Genomic DNA, 23,395 nt, shown 5'->3' with positions numbered 1-23,395 from the left:
CCTTGATCGACTACCCAGGAACTCGCCTCCGCACACGGCGGAGTCACTTCTCCCACAGAGTGCTCGGCGCCTCCCTCCGCACGACGGGCGCGATCTCCTCGGCGAAACGCTGGAGCGTCTCGGTCTGCTCGGCCGTCGACTGGCCGAAGGTGTCGACCGTGACGGACTGCAGGTCGTGCCCGTAGTGCTCGTGGAAGCCGAGGATCTTGTCGATGATCTGCTGCGGCGAGCCGATCAGCTGGGGGCCGCCGGCGATCGCGTCCTCGATCGTGCGGAACGGCGTGTTGTATCCGGCCCTGCCCTCCAGGTGCGGCCTGAAGCTCTGCCGCACCTTCGCCTCGTACAGCTCCTTGTACCGGCTCACCGCCTGCTCGGCGGTGTCGGCGATGAGCAGCCCGCCGGAACCGGCCGCCACGCGCGCGTGGGCGGGATCGTGCCCGTACTCCTCGAACTTCTCGCGGTAGTGGGCGATGAGCTTCGCGTACGCCTCGCGCGGCTGGATCGCGTTGGCGGTGAACAGCGGATCGCCGTGCCTGGCCGCGAGCTCGGGGGAGTTGAGGCTGGTGGCCGAGCCGTGCCAGATCCGGGGCGGACCGGCGTACGGCCGCGGGACCGTGGTCACGTTCTTCAGCGGGGGACGGAACTCGCCCTCCCAGTCGACGCCCTCCTCCGTCCAGAGGCGGCGCAGCAGCTCGTACTTCTCCTTCTGGAGGTCCCACTGCCGCTCCTCGTCCAGGCCGAAGAGGTCGAAGTGCCCGGCCTCCGCGCCCTTGCCGACGACGAGTTCGAGCCGGCCGCGGGAGAGCTGGTCGAGCGTCGCGTAGTCCTCGGCGACCCGGACCGGGTCGAGGATCGCGACCACGGTGACGCCGGTGAGCAGCCGGATCCGGCTGGTGCGGGCGGCCAGTGCGGCGAGCAGCACGGTCGGGGACGAGGAGAGGAACGCGCCCGCGTGCCGCTCGCCGACCGCGTAGGCGTCGAAACCGAGCCGTTCGGCGGTCTCGCCGAGCGTGACGACCTGCTCCAGCCGGTCGGCGGCGGACAGCAGTTCGCCGGTGAGCGGGTGCGGGGAGTGGTGGACGATCGAGAGCACCTGAAACTTCATGCCCCCACTCTGCGCGCCGAGTGTTGCGGGCGTGTGGACGGCGCATGGCACGCCTCAGGGGCGGCCCCTCGAAGAGGAACCGCCCCTGGGCATGAGGGAGTTACTTCCGCAGCATCGCCTCGACCCCGGCGCGGACCTCGTCCGTCGCGAGGCCGCGGATGGTCAGCGTCGTCCGGCGGCGCAGCACGTCGTCCGCCGTCTCGGCCCACTCGTGGTCGCGGGCGTAGGCGACCTGCGCCCAGATCTCCGGGGCGTCCGGGTGTATCCGGCGGGCGAGCTCCGGGTTCTCGTTCGCCATCCGGGCGATGTCGAAGGAGAGCGAGCCGTAGTGCGTGGCCAGGTGCTTGGCGGTGTCGGCGGCCATCCGGGGGCCGGGGGCCGGGCCGTCGACGAGCAGCCGGTGGGCGACCGCGTTCGGGTTGGCGATGCCGGGCAGCGGCAGCCGCTTCGGCAGCGCGGACACCGGCTCGTAGTCCTCGCCGAGCGGGTGGCCCGGGAGCTGCTCCAGCTTCTTCATCACCGTGCGGCCGATGTGGCGGAAGGTGGTCCACTTGCCGCCGGCCACCGACAGCATGCCGCCGCGGCCCTCGGTGACGACCGTCTCGCGCTTGGCCTTGGAGGTGTCGCCGGGACCGCCCGGGAGCACCCGCAGGCCGGCGAAGGAGTAGGTGATCAGATCGCGCGAGAGCTGCTGGTCGCGGATGGAGAAGGCGGCCTCGTCCAGGATCTGGGCGGTGTCCTTCTCGGTGACCTCGACCTGGCCGGGGTCGCCCTCGTACTCCTCGTCGGTGGTGCCGAGGAGCAGCATGTCCTCCCAGGGGAGGGCGAAGGTGATGCGGTACTTGTCGATCGGGGTGGCCAGCGCGGCCTTCCACGGCGAGGTCCGCTTGAGGACCAGGTGCGCGCCCTTGGAGAGGCGGATGGAGGGGGCCGCGTTGGGGTCCTCCATCTTGCGCAGGTGGTCGACCCAGGGGCCGGTCGCGTTGAGCACGAGGCGGGCGTCCACACCGAACTCGTCGCCGGTGGTGCGGTCCTTCAGCTCCGCGCCGGTGACCCGGCCGCGGGTGAAGCGCAGGCCGGTGACCTCGGCGTGGTTGAGGACGGTGGCGCCGGCGTCGACGGCGGCGCGGACCGTCATCAGCGCCATGCGGGCGTCGTTCATCTGGTCGTCGCCGTAGACGGCGACGGCCTTGAGGTTGTCGGTGCGCAGCTCCGGCACGTCCTGCGCGGCCTTGGCGGGGGAGAGCAGGTGCCCGACGCCGTCGCCGAAGGCCGAGAGGGCGGAGTACGCGAAGACTCCGGCGCCCAGCTTGGCGGCGCCGTGCGGGCCGCCCTTGTAGACGGGCAGGTAGAAGGTGAGCGGGTTGGCGAGGTGCGGTGCCACCTGGCGGGAGACCGCACGCCGCTCGAAGTGGTTCTCCGCGACCAGCTTCACCGCGCCGGTCTGCAGGTAGCGCAGGCCGCCGTGGAGGAGCTTGGAGGAGGCGGAGGAGGTGGCGCCGGCGAAGTCGCCGGCGTCCACCAGGGCCACCCGCAGGCCCGACTGCGCGGCGTGCCAGGCGGTGGAGATGCCCAGGATGCCGCCGCCGATCACCAGGAGGTCGTACGTCGCCTTGGAAAGCTGTTCCCGGGTCTCGGCGCGGCTCGGCAGGGAACCGGCAGCCGGGTGCGTCCCGAGGGCAGGGACGCTCTGCAGGGTGGTCATCTCGTATTACTCCTCGTCCTCGATCCAGCCCATGGTCCGCTCGACGGCCTTGAGCCAGCTCTTGTACTCGCGGTCACGCTTGTCGGCGTCCATGCGAGGGGTCCATTCCGCCGCCCGGCGCCAGTTGGCGCGCAGCGCGTCGGTGTCCGGCCAGAAGCCGACGGCCAGACCGGCGGCGTAGGCGGCGCCGAGGCAGGTGGTCTCGGCGACCATCGGACGCACGACGGGCGCGTCCAGGAAGTCCGAGAGGGTCTGCATCAGCAGGTTGTTGGAGGTCATGCCGCCGTCGACCTTGAGCGCGGTCAGCTCGACGCCGGAGTCCTTCGTCATGGCGTCGGTGATCTCGCGGGTCTGCCAGGCGGTGGCCTCCAGGACGGCGCGGGCGATGTGCGCCTTGGTGACGTACCGGGTGAGGCCGGCGATGACACCGCGCGCGTCGGAGCGCCAGTACGGGGCGAACAGGCCGGAGAAGGCCGGCACGAAGTAGGCGCCGCCGTTGTCCTCGACCGAGGACGCGAGGGTCTCGATCTCGGCGGCGGACTTGATCAGGCCCATCTGGTCGCGCATCCACTGCACCAGCGAACCGGTGACGGCGATCGAGCCCTCCAGGGCGTAGACCGGCTTGGCGTCGCCGATCTGGTAGCCGACCGTGGTCAGCAGGCCGCTGTAGGAGTTGATGACCTTGTCGCCGGTGTTCATCAGCATGAAGGTGCCGGTGCCGTACGTGGACTTGGCCTCGCCCTCGGCGAAACACGTCTGGCCGAACAGGGCGGCCTGCTGGTCGCCGAGCGCGGAGGCGACCGGGACGCCGTCGAGGATGCCGCCCTTGACCGCGCCGTACACCTCGGCGGAGGAGCGGATCTCCGGCAGCACGGCGGCCGGGATCTCCATGGACTGGAGGATCTTCTCGTCCCAGGCCATGGTGTGGAGGTTCATCAGCATGGTGCGGGAGGCGTTGGTGACGTCGGTGACGTGGTGGCCGCCGTCGACGCCGCCCGTGAGGTTCCAGATGACCCAGGAGTCCATGGTGCCGAAGAGGATGTCGCCGCGCTCGGCGCGCTCGCGCAGGCCCTCGACGTTGTCGAGCAGCCAGCGGACCTTCGGGCCGGAGAAGTAGCTCGCGAGCGGGAGGCCGGTCTCGCGGCGGAAGCGGTCCTGGCCGACGTTGCGGCCGAGCTCCTTGCAGAGGGCGTCGGTGCGGGTGTCCTGCCAGACGAGGGCGTTGTGGACGGGCTCACCGGTGTTCTTGTCCCAGAGCAGCGTGGTCTCGCGCTGGTTGGTGATGCCGATGGCCTTGACGTCGGCGGCGGTGATGCCGGCCTTGTCGAGGGCGCCGGCGACGACCTCCTGGACGTTGGCCCAGATCTCGGTGGCGTCGTGCTCGACCCAGCCCGGCTTCGGGAAGATCTGCTCGTGCTCCTTCTGGTCGACCGAGACGATCCGGCCGTCCTTGTCGAAGACGATGCAGCGGGAGGAGGTGGTGCCCTGGTCGATGGCCGCGATGAACGGGCCGGAGGTGTGTGCGTCGGTCACGGTGTGCTCCTGGAAAAGTCTGGAAGAAGGACGGCTCAGGCGAACGCGATGTTGTAGATACCCGCGGCGATGGCGCCACCGATCAGCGGACCGGCGACCGGGATCCAGGCGTAGCTCCAGTCGGAGCCGCCCTTGTTCGGCAGCGGGAGCAGGGCGTGCACGATGCGCGGACCGAGGTCACGGGCCGGGTTGATGGCGTAACCGGTCGGGCCGCCGAGCGAGAGGCCGATGGAGACCACGACGAACGCGGTGATCAGGGCGCCGAGGACGCCGAGGCCCTTGCCGCTGTCGTTGAGGCCCTGGGTGAGCACGGCCAGGACGAGCACGACGGTGCCGATGATCTCGGTGGCCAGGTTCTGCCAGGTGTTGCGGATCTCGGGGCCCGTGGAGAAGACGCCGAGCACCGGGCCGGGGCCCTCGATCGGCTTCTCGCCGACGGTCTCCGGGTCCGTGAGGTGGGCCTGGAACTGGCCGTAGTAGGCCACCCAGACCAGCGCCGCGCCGATCATCGCGCCGAGCAGCTGGCCGGCGATGTAGACGGGGACGTTGCTCCAGTCCCCGTCCTTGATCGCGATTCCGACCGTGACGGCGGGGTTCAGATGGGCTCCCGAGAGGGAAGCGGTCATGTAGACGGCCGTCATGACGGCGAAGCCCCACCCGAAGGTGATCGCGAGCCAGCCCGCGTTGCGGGCCTTGGAGCCCTTGAGCGTGACGGCGGCGCACACGCCGCCGCCGAGCAAGATGAGAACGGCGGTACCGATGGTCTCGCCGAGGAAGATGTCGGAGCTGGACACCCGCGACTCCTTTGTCCTTCGTCCAGGGGAAGGCGAACCCCGGGTCCCTCCGGTGGTCCGCGCCCTCGTGTTGAGGGCGTTGCCGGCCCTTGGCACTGCCACACCTTAACGCGTATTGCCGGTAGGTGTTCGACAATGCCGACCGATGAACGGAAGTTTTGCCCCCGGGTTAACAGCGCGTCAAGGGTCTGGGAAGTGAAAAACCCGCCGATAACGCGATCGTTACCGGCGGGTTCGGTTCAGTTGTACGGGCTGCCGCACACGGTCGTACGGAGGGTGGTCGGGCGCGGCCCGTGGACGGTCAGAAGCGGCCGGCCCCCAGGTCCCGGGAGACCGCGCGGGCGCAGTCCCGCACCGCGGCCACCAGCTCCGGGCGCAGCTCCCCGCCCGGACAGACCCGCTCCACGGCGCCCGTGACCGCCACCGCGCCCACCGGCATCCGCCGCCGGTCGTGGATCGGCGCCGCCACCGAGGCCACGCCCTCCCAGGTCTCCTCCACGTCCGCCGCCCAGCCCCGGGCCCGCGTCATGTCGAGCAGCGCCTCGAAGTCGCCGAGCGTCGTGGTCGTCCGGGGCGTGAACGCCTCCCGCTCGACCTCCACCGCCTCGCTGTGCGCCACCGGGTCGTACGCCGAGAGGACCTTGCCGAGCGCCGTGGAGTGCAGCGGCTGCATGGCCCCCACCTCCAGGACCTGGCGGCTGTCGTCCGGCCGGAAGACGTGGTGCACGATCAGCACGCCCCGCTGGTGCAGCACCCCCAGGTGCACGCTCTCGCCGCTGGACCGCGCCAGGTCGTCCGTCCAGACCAGGGCGCGCGCCCGCAGCTCGTGCACGTCCAGATAGCTGTTGCCCAGGCGCAGCAGCTCCGCGCCCAGCTGGTAGCGGCCCGAGGCCGCGTCCTGCTCCACGAAGCCCTCCGCCTGGAGGGTGCGCAGGATGCCGTGGGCCGTTCCCTTGGCGAGTCCGAGCGAGGACGCGATGTCGGACAGGCCGAGCCGGCGCTCGCCGCCCGCGAGCAGTCGCAGCATGGCCGCCGCCCTTTCAAGCGACTGGATGTTCTTCGCCATCGCCCGGCCCCTCACCCTTCTCACACTGTTCGACAATGCTGAACACTATCGGTCGATGCCGACCTTGCGTCACACCACACAGTGTCGGCCAAGGAGGGGCAGGACCGGGAGTCCCCGCACACAGGATGCCGTCCGGCCCGTGGGACGCCGGGTCCACCCCGGCTCAAGCGCGGTTACGCTGGGCCCGTGCACCCTCCTCCGAGAGTGCAAAGCCGACAGCCGTCGCATCCCAGGGAGCTCATCCATGGCCTCGTTGCCGACCCCGTCCGCCGACAGCCGGAACCGCGCCGCCAGCCTCCGCGAGGCACTCGCCAGCCGAGTCGTCGTCGCCGACGGAGCGATGGGCACCATGCTCCAGGCCCAGGACCCCACCCTCGAGGACTTCCAGAACCTCGAAGGATGTAACGAGATCCTGAACGTCACCCGGCCCGACATCGTCCGCTCGGTGCACGAGGCGTACTTCGAGGTCGGCGTCGACTGCGTCGAGACCAACACGTTCGGCTCCAACCACTCCGCCGCGGGCGAGTACGAGATCGCCGACCGGATCTTCGAGCTCTCCGAGGCCGGCGCCCGGATCGCCCGCGAGGTCGCCGACGAGTTCGGCGCCAAGGACGGCCGCCAGCGCTGGGTGCTCGGCTCGATCGGCCCCGGCACCAAGCTGCCCTCGCTCGGCCACATCGCGTACGACGTGCTGCGCGACGGCTACCAGCAGAACGCCGAGGGCCTCCTCGCCGGCGGCGCCGACGCCCTGATCGTGGAGACGACCCAGGACCTGCTGCAGACCAAGTCCAGCCTCATCGGCGCGCGCCGCGCGATGGACGCCCTGGGCGTGGACGTCCCCCTGATCTGCTCGCTCGCCTTCGAGACCACCGGCGTCATGCTGCTCGGCTCCGAGATCGGCGCGGCGCTCACCGCCCTGGAGCCCCTCGGCATCGACCTGATCGGCCTGAACTGCTCGACCGGCCCGGCCGAGATGAGCGAGCACCTGCGCTACCTCGCCCGCCACTCCCGTACGCCCCTCATGTGCATGCCGAACGCCGGCCTGCCCGTGCTCACCAAGGACGGCGCGTACTTCCCGCTCACGGCCCCCGAGATGGCCGACGCGCAGGAGAACTTCGTCCGCGACTACGGCCTGTCCCTCGTCGGCGGCTGCTGCGGCTCCACGCCCGAGCACCTGCGCCAGGTCGTCGAGCGGGTCCGGGGCCTCACCCCGCCCGAGCGCTCCCCGCGCCCCGAGCCGGGCGCCGCCTCCCTCTACCAGACCGTGCCCTTCCGGCAGGACACCTCGTACCTGGCGATCGGCGAGCGGACCAACGCCAACGGCTCGAAGAAGTTCCGCGAGGCCATGCTCGAAGGCCGCTGGGACGACTGCGTGGAGATGGCCCGCGACCAGATCCGCGAGGGCGCGCACATGCTCGACCTGTGCGTGGACTACGTGGGCCGCGACGGCGTCGCCGACATGGAGGAGCTCGCCGGCCGTTTCGCGACCGCCTCCACCCTGCCGATCGTCCTCGACTCCACCGAGGTGGACGTCCTGCGGGCCGGCCTGGAGAAGCTCGGCGGCCGGGCCGTCATCAACTCGGTCAACTACGAGGACGGCGACGGACCGGAGTCCCGCTTCGCCAAGGTCACCCGACTGGCCCAGGAGCACGGCGCCGCCCTCATCGCCCTGACCATCGACGAGGAGGGCCAGGCCCGGACGGCCGAGCACAAGGTCGCCGTCGCCGAGCGCCTCATCGAGGACCTCACCGGCAACTGGGGCATCCACGAGTCGGACATCCTCATCGACACCCTGACCTTCACGATCTGCACGGGCCAGGAGGAGTCGCGGAAGGACGGCATCGCCACGATCGAGGCGATCCGCGAGCTGAAGCGCCGCCACCCGGACGTCCAGACGACGCTGGGCCTGTCCAACATCTCCTTCGGCCTCAACCCGGCCGCCCGCATCCTCCTCAACTCGGTCTTCCTCGACGAGTGCGTCAAGGCGGGCCTGGACTCGGCGATCGTCCACGCCTCGAAGATCCTGCCCATCGCCCGCTTCGACGAGGAGCAGGTCACCACCGCCCTCGACCTGATCTACGACCGGCGCGCCGAGGGCTACGACCCGCTGCAGAAGCTGATGGCCCTCTTCGAGGGCGCCACCACGAAGTCCCTGAAGGCGGGGAAGGCGGAGGAGCTCCTCGCCCTGCCGCTGGAGGAGCGCCTCAAGCGCCGGATCGTCGACGGCGAGAAGAACGGCCTGGAGGCCGACCTCGACGAGGCCCTGGAGACCCGCCCGGCCCTCGACATCGTCAACGAGACCCTCCTCGACGGCATGAAGACGGTCGGCGAGCTGTTCGGCTCCGGTCAGATGCAGCTGCCGTTCGTGCTCCAGTCCGCCGAGGTCATGAAGACGGCCGTCGCCCACCTCGAACCGCACATGGAGAAGTCCGACGCCGAGGGCAAGGGCACGATCGTCCTCGCCACCGTCCGCGGCGACGTCCACGACATCGGCAAGAACCTCGTCGACATCATCCTCTCCAACAACGGCTACAACGTCGTCAACATCGGCATCAAGCAGCCGGTCTCCGCGATCCTGGAGGCCGCCGAGGAGCACGCGGCCGACGTCATCGGCATGTCGGGCCTGCTCGTGAAGTCCACCGTGATCATGAAGGAGAACCTGGAGGAGCTGAACGGCCGCGGACTGGCCGCCAAGTACCCCGTGATCCTCGGCGGCGCCGCCCTGACCAGGGCATACGTCGAACAGGACCTCCACGAGATCTACGAGGGCGAGGTCCGCTACGCCCGCGACGCCTTCGAGGGCCTGCGCCTCATGGACGCCCTCATCGGCGTCAAGCGCGGCGTCCCCGGAGCCGCGCTCCCCGAGCTCAAGCAGCGCCGGGTCGCCAAGGCCGCCGCCACCGCCGCCCTCCAGGTCGACGAGCCCGAGCCCGGCGGCCGCTCCGACGTGGCCACCGACAACCCGGTGCCGACCCCGCCCTTCTGGGGCACCCGCGTCGTCAAGGGCATCCCGCTGAAGGACTACGCGTCCTGGCTCGACGAGGGCGCCCTCTTCAAGGGCCAGTGGGGCCTCAAGCAGAACCGGGCCGGCGACGGACCGGCGTACGAGGAGCTCGTCGAGACCGAGGGCCGGCCCCGGCTGCGCGGCTGGCTGGAGCGCCTCCACACCGAGAACCTCCTGGAGGCGGCCGTCGTCCACGGCTACTTCCCCTGCGTCTCCAAGGGCGACGACCTGATCATCCTGGACGAGGCGGGCAACGAGCGGACGCGGTTCACCTTCCCGCGCCAGCGCCGCGGCCGCCGCCTCTGCCTCGCGGACTTCTTCCGCCCGGAGGAGTCCGGCGAGACCGACGTCGTCGGCCTCCAGGTCGTCACCGTCGGCTCGAAGATCGGCGAGGCCACGGCCAAGCTCTTCGAGTCCGACTCCTACCGCGACTACCTGGAGCTGCACGGCCTCTCCGTCCAGCTCGCCGAGGCCCTCGCCGAGTACTGGCACGCCCGCGTCCGCGCCGAGCTCGGCTTCGCCGGGGAGGACCCGGCGGACGTCGAGGACATGTTCGCGCTCAAGTACCGCGGCGCCCGCTTCTCGCTGGGCTACGGCGCCTGCCCCGACCTGGAGGACCGCGCGAAGATCGCGGACCTGCTCCGGCCGGAGCGGATCGGCGTCCACCTCTCCGAGGAGTTCCAGCTCCACCCCGAGCAGTCCACCGACGCCATCGTCATCCATCACCCGGAGGCGAAGTACTTCAACGCACGGTGACCGGGCGCGGTTAATCCGCGCTTTCCGGGTGATCGCGACGTACACTTGTCGGTCCAGTGCAGGCCGGTCTTCCTCCCCGTACCGGGGAGGGGGGCCGGCCTTCTCGTCCCTCCATGGAGGTGTGCCGGATGACCAGTACGGTCCCCGCGTCCCTGTTCCGTACGAACGGCAGCTCCGCCCTGCAAGCGGTCTTCCTCGACATGGACGGGACCCTCGTCGACACGGAGGGGTTCTGGTGGGACGCCGAGGTCGAGGTCTTCGCCGACCTCGGGCACCGGCTCGACGAGGCCTGGCGGGACATCGTCGTCGGCGGCCCGATGACCCGCAGCGCGGGCTACCTCATCGAGTCCACCGGCGCAGACATCACCCTCGAAGAGCTGACCGTCCTGCTCAACGAGAAGTTCGAGCAGCGCATCTCGAGGGGCGTCCCCCTCATGCCGGGCGCCGAGCGGCTGCTCGCCGAGCTGGCCCGGCACTCCATCCCCACCGCCCTGGTCTCCGCCTCGCACCGGCGGATCATCGACAAGGTCCTCGCCTCGCTCGGCCACGACCGCTTCACCCTCACCGTCGCCGGCGACGAGGTCGGCCGCACCAAGCCGCACCCCGAGCCGTATCTGACGGCCGCCCACGGCGTCGGGGCCGACCCCGCGCTCTGCGCCGTCATCGAGGACACCGCGACCGGTGTCGCGGCCGGCGAGGCGGCGGGCTGCCGGGTCGTCGCGGTGCCCTCCGTCGCACCGATCGCGCCCTCCCCGGGCCGGGTCGTCGTGCGCTCCCTCGAAGAGGTCGACGTGCCGTTCCTGCGAACCTTGATCACGGGAATTTGAGCTTTATCTGAGGAAAGCAATCCGCCTCGGGCGAGCGGGCCATTCACCGAAAAGCACCCACGTGACCTTGGTCACCCAGAGTGCCGGACGGGGGGTGGCCCGTTCTCGTTCCCTGTCTCAAAAGGGGATGTTTCGATGCCCCCTGTGTCCCGATTGGGTGACCGTCGTCCGCAACGTCCGGCGCATGGTTATCGAATCCGGCGTATTCATGATCACTCTTCGATTACGCCCCTGTGCGGTCCCGGTCAAGGGATACCGGCTCCGCCCACTAATCTTTCGCGAGTACTTCGCCGCATAACCGCGTGCACCGGCGCATACCCAAGTCGCCGTGAACACAGGACCGATCGCAACACCCGGCCCGATCGCTCACGCCCTGACCGGGCGGCAGGCGGCGGAGTTCCACTGACCGCTGTACCCCAGTGCCGGATGAGGAGATCGTCCCTGATGAACCGCAAGACCCTGGTGCTGCCGGCCGTGGCCGGACTGCTCGCCCCCCTGCTCGCCGCCTGTGGCGGAGCGGACGAGGGCAGAGCGATCGTCGTCGGCACCACGGACCAGTTCATCGCCACCCAGGACGCCCCCGCTCCGCTGGACCCGGCCTTCGCCTACGACACCGGCGCCTGGAACATCCTGCGCCAGACCGTCCAGACCCTGCTGCACACGCCCCGCGGCGGCGGCGAGCCCGTCCCCGAGGCCGCCCAGACCTGCGGCTTCACCGACAAGGCCAGCGAGAGCTACCGCTGCACGCTCCGCGCCGGCCTCACCTTCGCCGACGGCACCCCCATCACGGCCGAGGACGTCAAGTACTCCATCGAGCGCGTCCTGAAGATCAAGTCGGACAACGGCACGGCCGCCCTCCTCTCGAACATCGACACCGTCGAGACCCAGGGCACCGACGGCATCGTCTTCCACCTGAAGACCCCCGACGCCACCTTCCCGTACAAGCTCTCCACCCCCGTCGCCGGCATCCTCAGCAAGGACAAGTACGCCCCCGGCAAGCTCCGCGACGGCTTCGACGTCGACGGCTCGGGCCCGTACACCATGAAGGTCGAGCGCGAGGGCGACAAGGTCACCCGCTTCGTCTTCACCAAGAACCCGTCCTACAAGGGCGACATCACCCTGCGCAACGACAAGGTCGAGCTGCGCCCCTTCGCCGACGCCGAGTCCATGGGCGCCGCCCTGGAGAGCGACGACATCGACATGATGGCCCGCTCCCTGTCGCAGAAGCAGATCAAGGACCTCACCGAGACGCCCGAGGACAACATCCGCGTCACCGAGGTCCCCGGCCTGGAGATCCGCTACCTCGGCTTCAACACCAAGGCCCCGTCCGTCGAGGAGAAGGCCGTCCGCCAGGCCATGGCCGCCGTCGTCGACCGCGGCGCCCTCGTCAACCTCGTCTACGGCCCCACCGCCGAGCCGCTCTACTCGCTGATCCCCTCCAGCATCACCGGCCACGCCACCCCGTTCTACGACGAGTACGGCGAGCCCGACACCGCCCGCGCCGCCAAGATCCTCAAGGACGCGGGCATCAAGACCCCGGTCAAGGTGACGCTGAACTACACCACCGACCACTACGGCGCCGAGACCGCCCAGGAGTTCGAGGCCCTCCGGAAGCAGCTCGTCGCCAGCGAGCTCTTCGACGCCACCGTCAAGGGCGCCGAGTGGTCCCGCTTCCGCACGGAGCAGAAGCGCGGCGACTACGCCGTCTACGGCCTCGGCTGGTTCCCGGACTACCCGGACCCCGACAACTACATCGCGCCGTTCCTCGACAGCGACAACTTCCTCAACACCCCCTACGTGAACAAGACCGTTCGCGAGAAGCTCATCCCGCGCTCGCGCCGCCAGGCCGACCGCAACGCCGCAAGCCCCGTCTACGCGCAGATCCAGAAGATCGTCGCCGAGGACGTCCCCGTCCTGCCCCTGTGGCAGGGCAAGCAGTACGTCGCCGCCCGCAGCGACCTCAACGGAGTCGAGTACGCGCTCAACACCTCCTCCGACCTGCTCCTGTGGGAACTGGGCCGCGGCACCGCCTGACCCCTTCGTTGTCCCGGCCGCGCACCAACGCGCGGCCGGCCTGACAAGAGATCAAGAGGCAAGTTCTGTGAAGGCACACAACAAGTGGCTGACGGCCCCCCTCGCCGCGGGCCTGTCCGCCGCCCTCCTCAGCGGCTGCGGCACCGAGCAGGGAAGCGGCTCCGGAGCCTCCGCGGGCGGGGTCCGCGTCGGCATGTCCGACGAGATCCTCGCCACCGACCCGGCGGCCGGCTACGACCCCGGCTCCTGGCTGCTGTTCAACAACGTCTTCCAGTCCCTCCTCGCCTTCCCGAAGGGCGGCTCCGCACCCGAGCCCGAGGCCGCCGACGAGTGCGCCTTCTCCGCGGGCAGCAAGGTCTATACCTGCACCCTGCGCGACGGCCTCACCTTCTCCAACGGCAACAAGCTCACCTCGGAGGACGTCAAGTTCTCCTTCGAGCGCGCCCTGAAGATCGCCGACCCCTCCGGCCCGGCGCCGCTGCTCTCCACCATCGACACCATCGAGACCCCGGACGAGCGAACCGTCGTCTTCCGCCTGAAGGTCCCGGACGCCTCCTTCCCCAGCAAGATCGCCTCCGGCGCGGGCTCCATCGTCGACCACCGCGCATACCCCGCGGACGCGCTGCGCACCGACGGCAAGGCCACCGGCTCCGGCCCGTACAAGCTGGACTCCATCAGCGACAGCGAGGCCACCTTCTCGGCCAACAGCGGCTACAAGGGCAACGCCAAGCTGAAGAACGGCTCGGTCACCCTCAAGCTCTACAAGGGCGACCGCTCCGCCCTCTCCAAGGCCTTCACCGACGGCGACATCGACGTCGCCTACCGAGGCCTCTCCGCCGACGACATAGCCGCCCTCGAGAACTCCACCTCCACGGCCGACAAGGGCATCGAGGTCATCCAGGGCAGCAGCGCCGAGGTCCAGCACCTCGTCTTCAACATGAAGGACCCGGTCGTCGGCAAGCTCGGCGTCCGCAAGGCCATCGCCCACCTCGTCGACCGCGAGGCCCTCGTCGAGAACGTCTACAAGTCGACGGCCACCCCGCTCTACTCGATCGTCCCGGCCGGCATCGCCGGACACAACACCGCCTTCTACGACGCCTACGGCACCCCCGACAAGGCCAAGGCGAAGAAGGCCCTCCGCGCCGCCGGCATCACCGGCAAGGTGAAGCTCACCCTCTGGTCCACGCCCAGCCGCTACGGCCCGGCCACCGACCAGGAGCTCAAGGCCATCGCCGAGCAGCTCAACGCGAGCGGCCTCTTCGACGCCGACGTCAAGTCCGTCGCCTACGAGCAGTACGAGAAGGACATCGCCGCCGGCAAGTACGGCGTCTACGTCAAGGGCTGGGTCCCCGACTACCCCGACGCCGACAACTTCACCGGCCCCTTCTTCGGCGAGGGCAACGTCCTCGGCAACCACTACGAGAACAGCACCATCACCGGCACCCTCCTGCCGAAGACCGCCGCCGCCGCGGACCGCGCCGGCACCGCCGACGAGTACGGCCGGCTCCAGGACATCGTCGCCGAGGAGCTCCCGATCCTGCCGCTCTGGCAGGGCAAGCAGTACGCCGTCGCCCGCGAGGACGTCACCGGTCTCGAATGGACCCTCGACGCCTCGACCGTCTTCCGCTTCTGGGAGATCCGCAAGGGCTGACACCCGCTCCACGCACGGGGGCCCGGCACGCACCACGCGCGCCGGGCCCCCGTCCGTCGTCGTGGCTACTGGCCGGCGGCCCCCGGCCGCACCAGACCGCTCTCGTACGCGTACACCGCGGCCTGCACCCGGTCCCGCAGCCCCAGCTTCGTCAGCACGTGGCCCACGTGCGTCTTCACCGTCGTCTCGCTGACGAACAGGTCCGCCGCGATCTCCGCGTTCGAAAGGCCCCGCGCCACCAGCTTCAGCACCTCCACCTCGCGGTCGGTCAAGGTGTTCAGCGTGTCCGGGACCTGCTCCTCGCCCGTCGGCAGATGCGCCGAGTACTTGTCGAGCAGCCGGCGCGTGATCGACGGCGCCAGCATCGCCTCGCCCGCCGCCACCACCCGGATCGCCTGCACCAGCTCCGTCGCCGGAGCGTCCTTCAGGAGGAAGCCGCTCGCCCCCGCCCGCAGCGCCTCCACCACGTACTCGTCCAGATCGAAGGTCGTCAGGACCAGCACCTTCGCCGGACCGTCCCGGCCCGGACCCGTGATCTGCCGGGTCGCCTCCACCCCGTCCATCCGCGGCATCCGGATGTCCATCAGCACCACGTCCGGCTGGAGCGCGCGCACCTGCTCCTGCGCCTGCAGACCGTCCCCGGCCTCACCCACCACCGCGATGTCCTGCTCCGCCTCCAGAATCATCCGGAAGCCGGTCCGCAGCAGCGGCTGATCGTCGACCAACAGGACGCGGATCGTCACAAGGGCTCCTTCACGGGGCTGAGCGCGGAAAGACGGCAGTGCTCAGGAAGACGGCTGGGCCGGGTCCATTCTGCCCTGCCCGGATTCGCCCGACTCCGGCGGGCGCACGGAAGCGATCTTCAGCGGATAGACCGGGGGAGTCCCGCCGAACTCCGGACAGACCGCCTGATGGTCGCACCAACCGCACAGCTTCGTCGGCCGCGGCCGCCAGTCACCCGTCTCCGTCGCCAGCCGGATCGCGTCCCACAGCGCGAGCAGCTTCCGCTCCACCCGCAGCAGATCCGCCTCCACCGGGTCGTACGTCAGCACCTCGCCGCTGCCCAGGTACACCAGCTGGAGCCGCCGCGGGATCACCCGCTTCAGCCGCCACACCACCAGCGCGTAGAACGTCATCTGGAACAGCGCGCCGTCCCGGTACTCCGGCCGCGGCGCCTTCCCCGTCTTGTAGTCGACGATCCGCACCTCGCCCGAGGGCGCCACGTCGACCCGGTCGATCACTCCGCGCAGCCGCAGCCCCGAATCCAGCTCCGTCTCCACGAACAGCTCGCGCTCGGCCGGCTCCAGACGCGTCGGATCCTCCAGCGTGAACCACCGCTCGACCAGCTGCTCCGCCTCGGCCAGCCAGCCCGCGAGCCGCTCCCCGTCCGGATCCTCCGCGAACAGCTCGCCCAGCTCCGGCTTCGCCTCCAGGAGCCGCTCCCACTGCCCCGGAACCATCGCCTTCGCCCGCGGCGCCGTCCGCTCCGCCGCCGGATCGTCGAAGAGCCGCTCCAGGACCGCGTGCACCAGCGTGCCCCGCGTCGCCGCCGCACTCGGCTTCTCCGGCAGCCGGTCGATCACCCGGAACCGGTACAGCAGCGGGCACTGCATGAAATCGCTCGCCCGCGAGGGCGACAACGACATGGGCGCCCGGGGCTCCGCCGGCACCTGCTCGCTCGTACTCATGAGGAAGACCCTACGACCCGCCACCGACAGCGAGCGGAATACCATCGACCTGGGACCCCGTCGCACTGCATGATCGAACCGTGACGCACCGACGCGGGTCACACCACGCGACGAAAGGAACCCGTGAACCAGGACGAGCCCAAGCCGCAGCGGACCGAGGAGCCCGGCGGCGGGATCCTCATGGGACGGCCCTTCGGCGTGCCCGTCTACGTCGCCCCCAGCTGGTTCCTCGTCGCCGCCCTCATCACCTGGGTCTTCGGCGACCAGATCGAACGCGTCCTGCCCGAACTCGGGGCCGCCCGCTACCTCGTCTCCCTCTTCTTCGCCGTCGCCTTCTACGCCTCCGTGCTCGTCCACGAACTGGCCCACACGATCGCCGCGCTCCGCTTCAAACTCCCGGTGCGCCGCATCCAGCTCCAGTTCTTCGGCGGCGTCTCCGAGATCGAGAAGGAGACCGAGACCCCCGGCCGCGAGTTCGTCCTCGCCTTCGTCGGCCCCCTGCTCTCCCTCGTCCTCTCCGGCGTGTTCTACCTCTCCCTGTACGCCGTCGAACCGGGCACCGTCCCCGCCGTCCTCCTCGGCGGCCTGATGATCTCCAACCTGATCGTCGCGATCTTCAACCTGCTCCCCGGCCTCCCCCTCGACGGCGGCCGCATGCTCCGCGCCGTCGTCTGGAAGATCACCGGCAAGCCCATGAGCGGCACCGTCGCCGCCGCCTGGGTCGGCCGCGCCCTCGCCGTCCTCGTCCTCGTCGGCCTGCCCCTGCTCACCCGCACCGGCCTCCTCGGCAACTCCACCGACGACATCAGCGGCTTCGAGACCGTCACCGACGCCCTCCTCGCCGCGATCCTCGCCGCGATCATCTGGACCGGCGCCGGCAACAGCCTCCGCATGGCCCGCCTCCGCGAGCACCTCCCCGAACTCCGCGCCCGCGCCCTCACCCGCCGGGCCATCCCCGTCGAGCCCGCCACCCCCCTCTCCGAGGCCCTCCGCCGCGCCAACGAGGCCGGCGCCCGCGCCCTCGTCGTCGTCGACGGCACCGGAGAACCCACCGGCATCGTCCGCGAGACCGCCATCGCCGCCGTACCCCAGCACCGCCGCCCCTGGGTCGCCGTCAGCACCCTCGCCCAGGACCTCACCGACGGCATGCGGGTCCCCGCCGAGCTCACCGGCCAACCCCTCCTCGACCACCTCCGGGCCAGCCCCGCCACCGAGTACCTCGTCGTCGAGGAGAGCGGCGAGATCTACGGAGTCCTCGCCACCACCGACGTCGAACGCGCCTTCGTCCGGGCCATGGCGCGTCCCTCTTCCTGACCCCGGTGCACGGCTTCCGGGCCGAAGGCCCGCGGCGGCGCCGAAAGGGAGGCGCGCACAGGCCGTGAGGGAGGAGCGGCCGGGCACGGCCGGCCGTCGGCGCCGCCGCGAGCGGGCCGGAGGCGAGGGAGCCCTTGATAAGGTGCTCACATGTCCGAACCGACCGGTGCCGCCCGCCGACGCGGGCCCTTCAAGGTCGGGGACCAGGTTCAGCTGACCGACCCCAAGGGCCGTCACTACACGTTCACGCTCGAAGAGGGAAAGAACTTCCACACCCACAAGGGTTCTTTCCCGCACGACGAACTGATCGGCGCCCCCGAGGGCAGCGTTGTCCGTACCACCGGAAACGTCGCCTACCTCGCGCTGCGCCCCCTGCTCCCCGACTACGTCCTGTCCATGCCCCGCGGCGCCGCCGTGGTCTACCCCAAGGACGCGGGGCAGATCCTGGCCTTCGCCGACATCTTCCCCGGCGCCCGCGTCGTGGAAGCCGGGGTGGGCTCGGGATCGCTGAGCAGCTTCCTCCTGCGCGCCATCGGAGACAGCGGCATGCTGCACTCCTACGAGCGCCGCGAGGACTTCGCCGAGATCGCGAAGGGCAACGTCGAGCGCTACTTCGGCGGCCCCCACCCCGCGTGGCAGCTGACCGTCGGCGACCTCCAGGACAACCTGTCCGACACCGACGTCGACCGCGTCATCCTGGACATGCTCGCCCCCTGGGAGTGCCTGGAGGCCGTCTCCAAGGCGCTCGTCCCCGGCGGCATCCTCTGCTGCTACGTGGCGACCACCACCCAGCTCGCCCGCACCGTGGAGTCCATCCGCGAGTTCGGCTGCTACGCCGAGCCGCAGCCCTGGGAGTCCATGATCCGCAACTGGCACGTCGAGGGCCTCGCCGTCCGCCCCGATCACCGCATGATCGGCCACACCGGCTTCCTCGTCACCGCCCGCCGCCTCGCGGACGGCGTCGAGCCCCCGATGCGCCGCCGCCGCCCCGCCAAGGGCGCCTACGGCGAGGACTACGAGGGCCCCAACAAGGGCTGACGTTCCGACATTCACAGCGCGCCGCTGTCGAGTTCCCCGCCCACGGGAGGGAACTCGACAGCGGCGTCCTCATGTTCGCCGAGGTCCACCCCAGCTGTTCCGTCCCCCTGTGACGTGTGGCACGATGCCGGGAACCCCGCCGCACCACCCCACAGGAGACGTCTCGCGTGCAGCACTCCGCCGCCCCGGACCTCGCGGACCTCGCCCACACCCACGCCCGGCCGGCCCACTGGCTGGCCACCGCCACCGCGACCGCCGCGGTCGTCGCCCTCGCCGGACTGCTCCAGCCCGGCCCCGCCGGAGCCTCCGCCGCCCCGGCCGCCAAGCCGCACCCGGCACCCGCCCCCGACGCCGCCGGAGCCGACTACCCCCTGGAATGCGGGGGAGGCCCCCGTACGGTCGCGAAGCGGGTCACCGGGGACATCGACGGTGACGGGAACCCCGAGACCGTTGCGGTCGTGCACTGCGAAGCTGGCTCCGGAACCCCGCCGAGCGGCGTCTACGTCCTCACCCGGGGCAAGGAGGACGGCACCCCCGCGCGCGTGGTCGCCACCCTCGTCACACCGGAGGAACACCGGAACGTCACCGAGCTCGCCGTACGCGACGGAGCCGTGCGCGCCACCCTGCTCGGCTACTCGTCCCCCGAGGTGCCCAGCTGCTGCCCCGACGAGAAGGAGCAGGTCAGCTGGCACTGGCGGAGCGGCGCCTTCGTCCGCGGCGGCCCGGCCGACGCGCGCGGCGCCTGAGGGCTCAGTCGGCGTCGGGGCCGTACACCTCGACCTGGTCCGAGACCCGGCGCACATGGATGCAGTCGCCCGGGCACTCCTTCGCGGAGTCCACCACGTCCTGGAGCAGCGGCAGCGGCACCGGCGTGGTGGCCCCCGCCTCCTGGAGGAGCTCGTCGTCGGCGCTCTTCACATAAGCGAGCCCGTCGATGTCGAGCTCGAAGACCTCGGGAGCGTACTGCGCGCAGATCCCGTCCCCGGTGCACAGGTCCTGGTCGATCCAGACCTCCAGCGCCTCCTCGGCGCCCGTCCCCGGGGCCTCGTGCTGCACGGTCATATCTCCTGCCGTTTCTGCTTCGCGTGATAAGTCGGGCCACCCCTGACGGGTGTTGACCGAAGACGACGATACAACCGCCCGCTTTCAAGTGGTGAAGGGTGGGTATTCCCCTGGCGAGAGGGGAAGCGCAAGGGTGAAGATCGGACACACCCCGGAGTCTTTTTGATCTAGGGGTTTCAATCACCACCCACGCAGGTAGGGTCAGGAAGCGTCCAGCTCCCCTTGGAGGAGGTGAGGACCGTGGCAGCCCACGACGACGACATCAACCGCGGCATCCGGCCGGGGCGGGGGTCTGAAGACCCCGCCGGTCAGGTTGCCTATCTCGAGCAGGAAATCGCCGTCCTGCGCCGCAAGCTCGCCGACTCTCCGCGCCACACGAGGATTCTCGAAGAGCGGATCGTCGAGCTGCAGACCAACCTGGCCGGCGTGTCCGCGCAGAACGAACGCCTGGCGAACACGCTCCGTGAGGCCCGCGACCAGATCGTGGCCCTCAAGGAAGAGGTCGACCGGCTCGCGCAGCCGCCGGCCGGCTTCGGTGTCTTCCTGCAGGCCAATGAGGACGGCACCTGCGACATCTTCACAGGAGGCCGCAAGCTCCGGGTGAACGTCAGCCCGAGCATCGAGCTCGAAGAGCTCAAGCGCGGCCAGGAAGTCATGCTCAACGAAGCGCTCAACGTGGTCGAGGCCATGGAGTTCGAGCGGGCCGGGGACATCGTCACCCTCAAGGAGATCCTCGAGGACGGCGAGCGCGCCCTGGTGGTGGGGCACACCGACGAGGAGCGGGTGGTGAGGCTCGCCGAGCCTCTGCTGGACGTCACCATCCGCGCCGGCGACGCCCTGCTGCTCGACTCCAGGTCCGGCTACGTCTACGAGGTGGTCCCCAAGAGCGAGGTCGAAGAGCTCGTTCTGGAAGAGGTCCCGGACGTCGACTACGACAAGATCGGCGGTCTGGGCAACCAGATCGAGCTGATCCGCGACGCGGTCGAGCTCCCCTACCTCTACCCGGACCTCTTCAAGGAGCACGAACTGCGGCCGCCCAAGGGCATCCTGCTCTACGGGCCGCCCGGCTGCGGCAAGACGCTGATCGCGAAGGCCGTGGCCAACTCCCTGGCCAAGAAGGTCGCCGAGGTGACCGGTCAGCCTGCGGGGAAGTCCTACTTCCTCAACATCAAGGGCCCCGAGCTCCTCAACAAGTACGTCGGCGAGACCGAGCGGCACATCCGCCTCGTCTTCCAGCGTGCCCGGGAGAAGGCGAGCGAGGGCACCCCCGTCATCGTCTTCTTCGACGAGATGGAATCCCTCTTCCGCACCCGCGGATCCGGTGTCAGCTCGGACGTGGAGAACACCATCGTCCCGCAGCTGCTCGCCGAGATCGACGGCGTGGAAGGCCTGGAGAACGTCATCGTCATCGGCGCCTCCAACCGCGAGGACATGATCGACCCCGCGATCCTGCGGCCCGGCCGGCTCGACGTCAAGATCAAGATCGAGCGTCCGGACGCGGAGGCGGCGAAGGACATCTTCGCGAAGTACCTCACGGAGAGCCTGCCGCTCCACTCGGACGACATCTCCGAGCACAGCGGCTCGAAGGCCGCCGCCGCCCACGGAATGATCCAGTCGGTCGTCGAGCAGATGTACGCGGAATCCGAGGAGAACCGCTTCCTCGAAGTCACGTACGCGAACGGCGACAAGGAAGTCCTGTACTTCAAGGACTTCAACTCCGGCGCGATGATCCAGAACATCGTCGACCGGGCCAAGAAGATGGCCATCAAGGCCTTCCTCGACCACAACCAGAAGGGCATCCGGGTCTCCCACCTCCTCCAGGCGTGCGTGGACGAGTTCAAGGAGAACGAGGACCTGCCCAACACCACCAACCCCGACGACTGGGCCCGTATCTCCGGAAAGAAGGGCGAGCGGATCGTGTTCATCCGCACGCTCGTCACCGGAAAGCAGGGCGCGGACACCGGACGCTCCATCGACACGGTGGCCAATACCGGTCAGTACCTGTAAAACGCCCACCGGCTGCGGATGTCCGGAAACCGGGCATCCGCAGCCGACGCGTTCCACCCAGCATTTCCCCCGGCACCACAGGGAAACAGGGAAATACTGCAACCGATCTCCCCACCAGCGCGGAGCCGCTCTAGGCTCTTCGGTACCGCCGAGCCGCGCACAGTGAGCGCCGCCGGGCAAGGAGGGCCGCATGACCGTACGGCGAGTAATGGGCATCGAGACGGAGTACGGGATCTCCGTCCCCGGACACCCGAACGCCAATGCCATGCTCACCTCGTCCCAGATCGTCAACGCCTACGCGGCGGCGATGCACCGGGCGCGCCGCGCCCGCTGGGACTTCGAGGAGGAGAACCCGCTGCGGGACGCCCGCGGCTTCGACCTCGCCCGCGAGGTGGCCGACTCCAGCCAGCTCACCGACGAGGACATCGGCCTGGCCAATGTGATCCTCACCAACGGGGCCCGGCTCTACGTGGACCACGCCCACCCCGAGTACAGCGCTCCCGAGGTCACCAACCCGCGCGACGCCGTCCTCTGGGACAAGGCCGGCGAACGGATCATGGCGGAGGCGGCCGAGCGCGCCGCCCAGCTCCCCGGGGCCCAGCCCATCCACCTCTACAAGAACAACACCGACAACAAGGGCGCCTCCTACGGCACGCACGAGAACTACCTGATGAAGCGGGAGACCCCCTTCTCGGACATCGTGCGCCACCTGACCCCCTTCTTCGTCTCCCGCCAGGTCGTGACCGGCGCGGGACGGGTCGGCATCGGCCAGGACGGCCGGGAGAACGGCTTCCAGCTCAGCCAGCGCGCCGACTACTTCGAGGTCGAGGTGGGCCTGGAGACCACCCTCAAGCGGCCCATCATCAACACCCGAGACGAGCCGCACGCGGACGCCGAGAAGTACCGCCGCCTGCACGTGATCATCGGCGACGCGAACCTCTCGGAGATCTCCACCTACCTCAAGCTCGGCACCACCGCCCTCGTCCTCTCGATGATCGAGGACGGCTTCATCACCGTCGACCTCGCCGTCGACCAGCCGGTCCGCACCCTGCACCACGTCTCGCACGACCCGACCCTCCAGTACCTGGTCACGCTCCGCAGCGGCCGGACGCTGACCGCGGTCCAGCTCCAGATGGAGTACTACGAGCTGGCCAGGAAGTACGTGGAGGAGCGGTACGGCGCGGACGCCGACGAGCAGACCAAGGACGTCCTCACGCGCTGGGAGGACACCCTGGGACGCCTGGAGACCGACCCGATGAGCCTCGCCGGCGAGCTGGACTGGGTCGCCAAGCGGGAGCTCATGGAGGGCTACCGCCGCCGCGACGGCCTGGACTGGGACGCGGCCCGGCTGCACCTGGTGGACCTCCAGTACGCGGACGTACGCCCCGAGAAGGGCCTCTACAACCGCCTGGTGGCCCGCGGGCGCATGAAGCGGCTCCTGGACGAGGCCGAGGTCGTGCGGGCCGAGACGGCGCCTCCGGAGGACACCAGGGCCTACTTCCGGGGCCGCTGCCTGGAGCAGTACGCCGACGACGTCGCCGCGGCCTCCTGGGACTCGGTGATCTTCGACCTGCCCGGCCGCGACTCCCTCCAGCGCGTCCCGACCCTGGAGCCGCTGCGCGGCACCAAGGCGCACGTGAAATCGCTCCTGGACCGCTGCCGGACCGCCGAGGAACTCGTCCGCGTGCTTTCCGGCGGCTGAACCGAGGGCCCGGCGCGGGCCTGAAATACCCCGGCACTGGGAATCATGGAATCAGTGCCCGGGCGTTGTGGAAACTGCGGGGCCGAAGTCAGACCCGACCGATAGGGTC

17 protein-coding genes are annotated in these 23,395 nt (G+C 70.0%); 9 read left to right on the top strand and 8 right to left on the bottom strand.

The window, feature by feature from the left end; genetic code table 11:
* Nucleotides 1-43: 43 nt before the first annotated feature.
* The 5 genes from ACFYUS_RS18450 to ACFYUS_RS18430 form a co-directional block, all read right to left on the bottom strand.
* A complete protein-coding gene (locus ACFYUS_RS18450; protein ID WP_388852538.1) occupies nucleotides 44-1,105 on the bottom strand; it encodes an LLM class flavin-dependent oxidoreductase in 1,062 nt (353 codons plus the stop codon).
* Nucleotides 1,106-1,205: 100 nt separating this feature from the next.
* Nucleotides 1,206-2,810 (bottom strand): FAD-dependent oxidoreductase, encoded by a 1,605-nt coding sequence (locus ACFYUS_RS18445; protein ID WP_388852535.1) that lies wholly within the window; start codon nucleotides 2,808-2,810, stop codon nucleotides 1,206-1,208.
* A gap of 6 nt (nucleotides 2,811-2,816) precedes the next feature.
* Nucleotides 2,817-4,343, bottom strand: a complete 1,527-nt coding sequence (gene glpK / locus ACFYUS_RS18440; protein WP_388852532.1) for a glycerol kinase GlpK — start codon at nucleotides 4,341-4,343, stop codon at nucleotides 2,817-2,819.
* A gap of 35 nt (nucleotides 4,344-4,378) precedes the next feature.
* Nucleotides 4,379-5,137: an MIP/aquaporin family protein gene (locus tag ACFYUS_RS18435; protein WP_388852529.1), complete on the bottom strand. Its 759-nt coding sequence runs from the start codon at nucleotides 5,135-5,137 to the stop codon at nucleotides 4,379-4,381.
* A gap of 301 nt (nucleotides 5,138-5,438) precedes the next feature.
* Nucleotides 5,439-6,203: an IclR family transcriptional regulator gene (locus ACFYUS_RS18430; RefSeq protein WP_388852526.1), complete on the bottom strand. Its 765-nt coding sequence runs from the start codon at nucleotides 6,201-6,203 to the stop codon at nucleotides 5,439-5,441.
* A gap of 244 nt (nucleotides 6,204-6,447) precedes the next feature.
* On the opposite strand from ACFYUS_RS18430, the gene metH reads away from it, so the two are divergent.
* The 4 genes from metH to ACFYUS_RS18410 all read left to right on the top strand — a co-directional run bounded on the left by metH (nucleotide 6,448) and on the right by ACFYUS_RS18410 (nucleotide 14,475).
* Nucleotides 6,448-9,963 (top strand): methionine synthase, encoded by a 3,516-nt coding sequence (gene metH, locus ACFYUS_RS18425; RefSeq protein ID WP_388852523.1) that lies wholly within the window; start codon nucleotides 6,448-6,450, stop codon nucleotides 9,961-9,963.
* A 128-nt stretch (nucleotides 9,964-10,091) separates the two neighbouring features.
* Nucleotides 10,092-10,790: an HAD family hydrolase gene (locus tag ACFYUS_RS18420; RefSeq protein WP_388852520.1), complete on the top strand. Its 699-nt coding sequence runs from the start codon at nucleotides 10,092-10,094 to the stop codon at nucleotides 10,788-10,790.
* A 444-nt stretch (nucleotides 10,791-11,234) separates the two neighbouring features.
* Entirely contained in the window at nucleotides 11,235-12,824 is a 1,590-nt protein-coding gene (locus ACFYUS_RS18415) for an ABC transporter substrate-binding protein (protein WP_388852517.1), read from the top strand.
* A gap of 67 nt (nucleotides 12,825-12,891) precedes the next feature.
* The gene (locus ACFYUS_RS18410) at nucleotides 12,892-14,475 is read left to right on the top strand and encodes an ABC transporter substrate-binding protein (protein ID WP_388852514.1); all 1,584 of its coding nucleotides are present in this window, start codon (nucleotides 12,892-12,894) and stop codon (nucleotides 14,473-14,475) included.
* Nucleotides 14,476-14,540: 65 nt separating this feature from the next.
* Here ACFYUS_RS18410 and ACFYUS_RS18405 read toward each other — a convergent pair whose 3' ends face one another.
* Nucleotides 14,541-15,218 (bottom strand): response regulator, encoded by a 678-nt coding sequence (locus tag ACFYUS_RS18405; protein ID WP_388852511.1) that lies wholly within the window; start codon nucleotides 15,216-15,218, stop codon nucleotides 14,541-14,543.
* Between the two features lie 42 nt (nucleotides 15,219-15,260).
* The gene (locus ACFYUS_RS18400) at nucleotides 15,261-16,163 is read right to left on the bottom strand and encodes a RecB family exonuclease (RefSeq protein ID WP_388852508.1); all 903 of its coding nucleotides are present in this window, start codon (nucleotides 16,161-16,163) and stop codon (nucleotides 15,261-15,263) included.
* Between the two features lie 180 nt (nucleotides 16,164-16,343).
* On the opposite strand from ACFYUS_RS18400, the gene ACFYUS_RS18395 reads away from it, so the two are divergent.
* The 3 genes from ACFYUS_RS18395 (at nucleotide 16,344) to ACFYUS_RS18385 (ending at nucleotide 19,261) form a co-directional block, all read left to right on the top strand.
* Nucleotides 16,344-17,477: a site-2 protease family protein gene (locus ACFYUS_RS18395; RefSeq protein ID WP_388853013.1), complete on the top strand. Its 1,134-nt coding sequence runs from the start codon at nucleotides 16,344-16,346 to the stop codon at nucleotides 17,475-17,477.
* A 150-nt stretch (nucleotides 17,478-17,627) separates the two neighbouring features.
* On the top strand, nucleotides 17,628-18,515 hold the full coding sequence (locus ACFYUS_RS18390; protein WP_015032448.1) for a tRNA (adenine-N1)-methyltransferase: 888 nt from the start codon (nucleotides 17,628-17,630) through the stop codon (nucleotides 18,513-18,515).
* Nucleotides 18,516-18,682: 167 nt separating this feature from the next.
* Entirely contained in the window at nucleotides 18,683-19,261 is a 579-nt protein-coding gene (locus ACFYUS_RS18385) for a hypothetical protein (RefSeq protein WP_388852505.1), read from the top strand.
* 4 nt (nucleotides 19,262-19,265) lie between these two features.
* Here the strand turns inward: ACFYUS_RS18385 and ACFYUS_RS18380 are convergent, their stop codons facing one another.
* Nucleotides 19,266-19,577: a ferredoxin gene (locus tag ACFYUS_RS18380; protein WP_388852502.1), complete on the bottom strand. Its 312-nt coding sequence runs from the start codon at nucleotides 19,575-19,577 to the stop codon at nucleotides 19,266-19,268.
* A gap of 240 nt (nucleotides 19,578-19,817) precedes the next feature.
* Here ACFYUS_RS18380 and arc point away from each other — a divergent pair, with 240 nt between their 5' ends.
* Both arc and dop read left to right on the top strand, forming a co-directional pair.
* Nucleotides 19,818-21,584 carry a proteasome ATPase gene (gene arc / locus ACFYUS_RS18375; protein ID WP_388852499.1) on the top strand — a complete coding sequence of 589 codons (1,767 nt, stop codon included), beginning with the start codon at nucleotides 19,818-19,820 and terminating at the stop codon, nucleotides 21,582-21,584.
* 190 nt (nucleotides 21,585-21,774) lie between these two features.
* Nucleotides 21,775-23,286 carry a depupylase/deamidase Dop gene (gene dop / locus ACFYUS_RS18370; RefSeq protein WP_388852496.1) on the top strand — a complete coding sequence of 504 codons (1,512 nt, stop codon included), beginning with the start codon at nucleotides 21,775-21,777 and terminating at the stop codon, nucleotides 23,284-23,286.
* The last annotated feature ends 109 nt before the right edge of the window (nucleotides 23,287-23,395 follow it).

It is taken from the genome of Streptomyces sp. NPDC004284 (assembly GCF_042874035.1).
Lineage (GTDB): Bacteria > Actinomycetota > Actinomycetes > Streptomycetales > Streptomycetaceae > Streptomyces.
This window is presented reverse-complemented; position numbering and strand designations above follow the sequence as displayed.

Coding starts and splice junctions, on each gene's coding strand:
- metH (WP_388852523.1), top strand. CDS start 6,448: ATGGCCTCGTTGCCGACCCCGTCCGCCGACAGCCGGAACCGCGCCGCC.
- ACFYUS_RS18380 (WP_388852502.1), bottom strand. CDS start 19,577: ATGACCGTGCAGCACGAGGCCCCGGGGACGGGCGCCGAGGAGGCGCTG.
- ACFYUS_RS18445 (WP_388852535.1), bottom strand. CDS start 2,810: ATGACCACCCTGCAGAGCGTCCCTGCCCTCGGGACGCACCCGGCTGCC.
- dop (WP_388852496.1), top strand. CDS start 21,775: ATGACCGTACGGCGAGTAATGGGCATCGAGACGGAGTACGGGATCTCC.
- ACFYUS_RS18400 (WP_388852508.1), bottom strand. CDS start 16,163: ATGAGTACGAGCGAGCAGGTGCCGGCGGAGCCCCGGGCGCCCATGTCG.
- ACFYUS_RS18450 (WP_388852538.1), bottom strand. CDS start 1,105: ATGAAGTTTCAGGTGCTCTCGATCGTCCACCACTCCCCGCACCCGCTC.
- ACFYUS_RS18390 (WP_015032448.1), top strand. CDS start 17,628: ATGTCCGAACCGACCGGTGCCGCCCGCCGACGCGGGCCCTTCAAGGTC.
- ACFYUS_RS18415 (WP_388852517.1), top strand. CDS start 11,235: ATGAACCGCAAGACCCTGGTGCTGCCGGCCGTGGCCGGACTGCTCGCC.
- ACFYUS_RS18420 (WP_388852520.1), top strand. CDS start 10,092: ATGACCAGTACGGTCCCCGCGTCCCTGTTCCGTACGAACGGCAGCTCC.
- ACFYUS_RS18395 (WP_388853013.1), top strand. CDS start 16,344: ATGGGACGGCCCTTCGGCGTGCCCGTCTACGTCGCCCCCAGCTGGTTC.
- ACFYUS_RS18430 (WP_388852526.1), bottom strand. CDS start 6,203: ATGGCGAAGAACATCCAGTCGCTTGAAAGGGCGGCGGCCATGCTGCGA.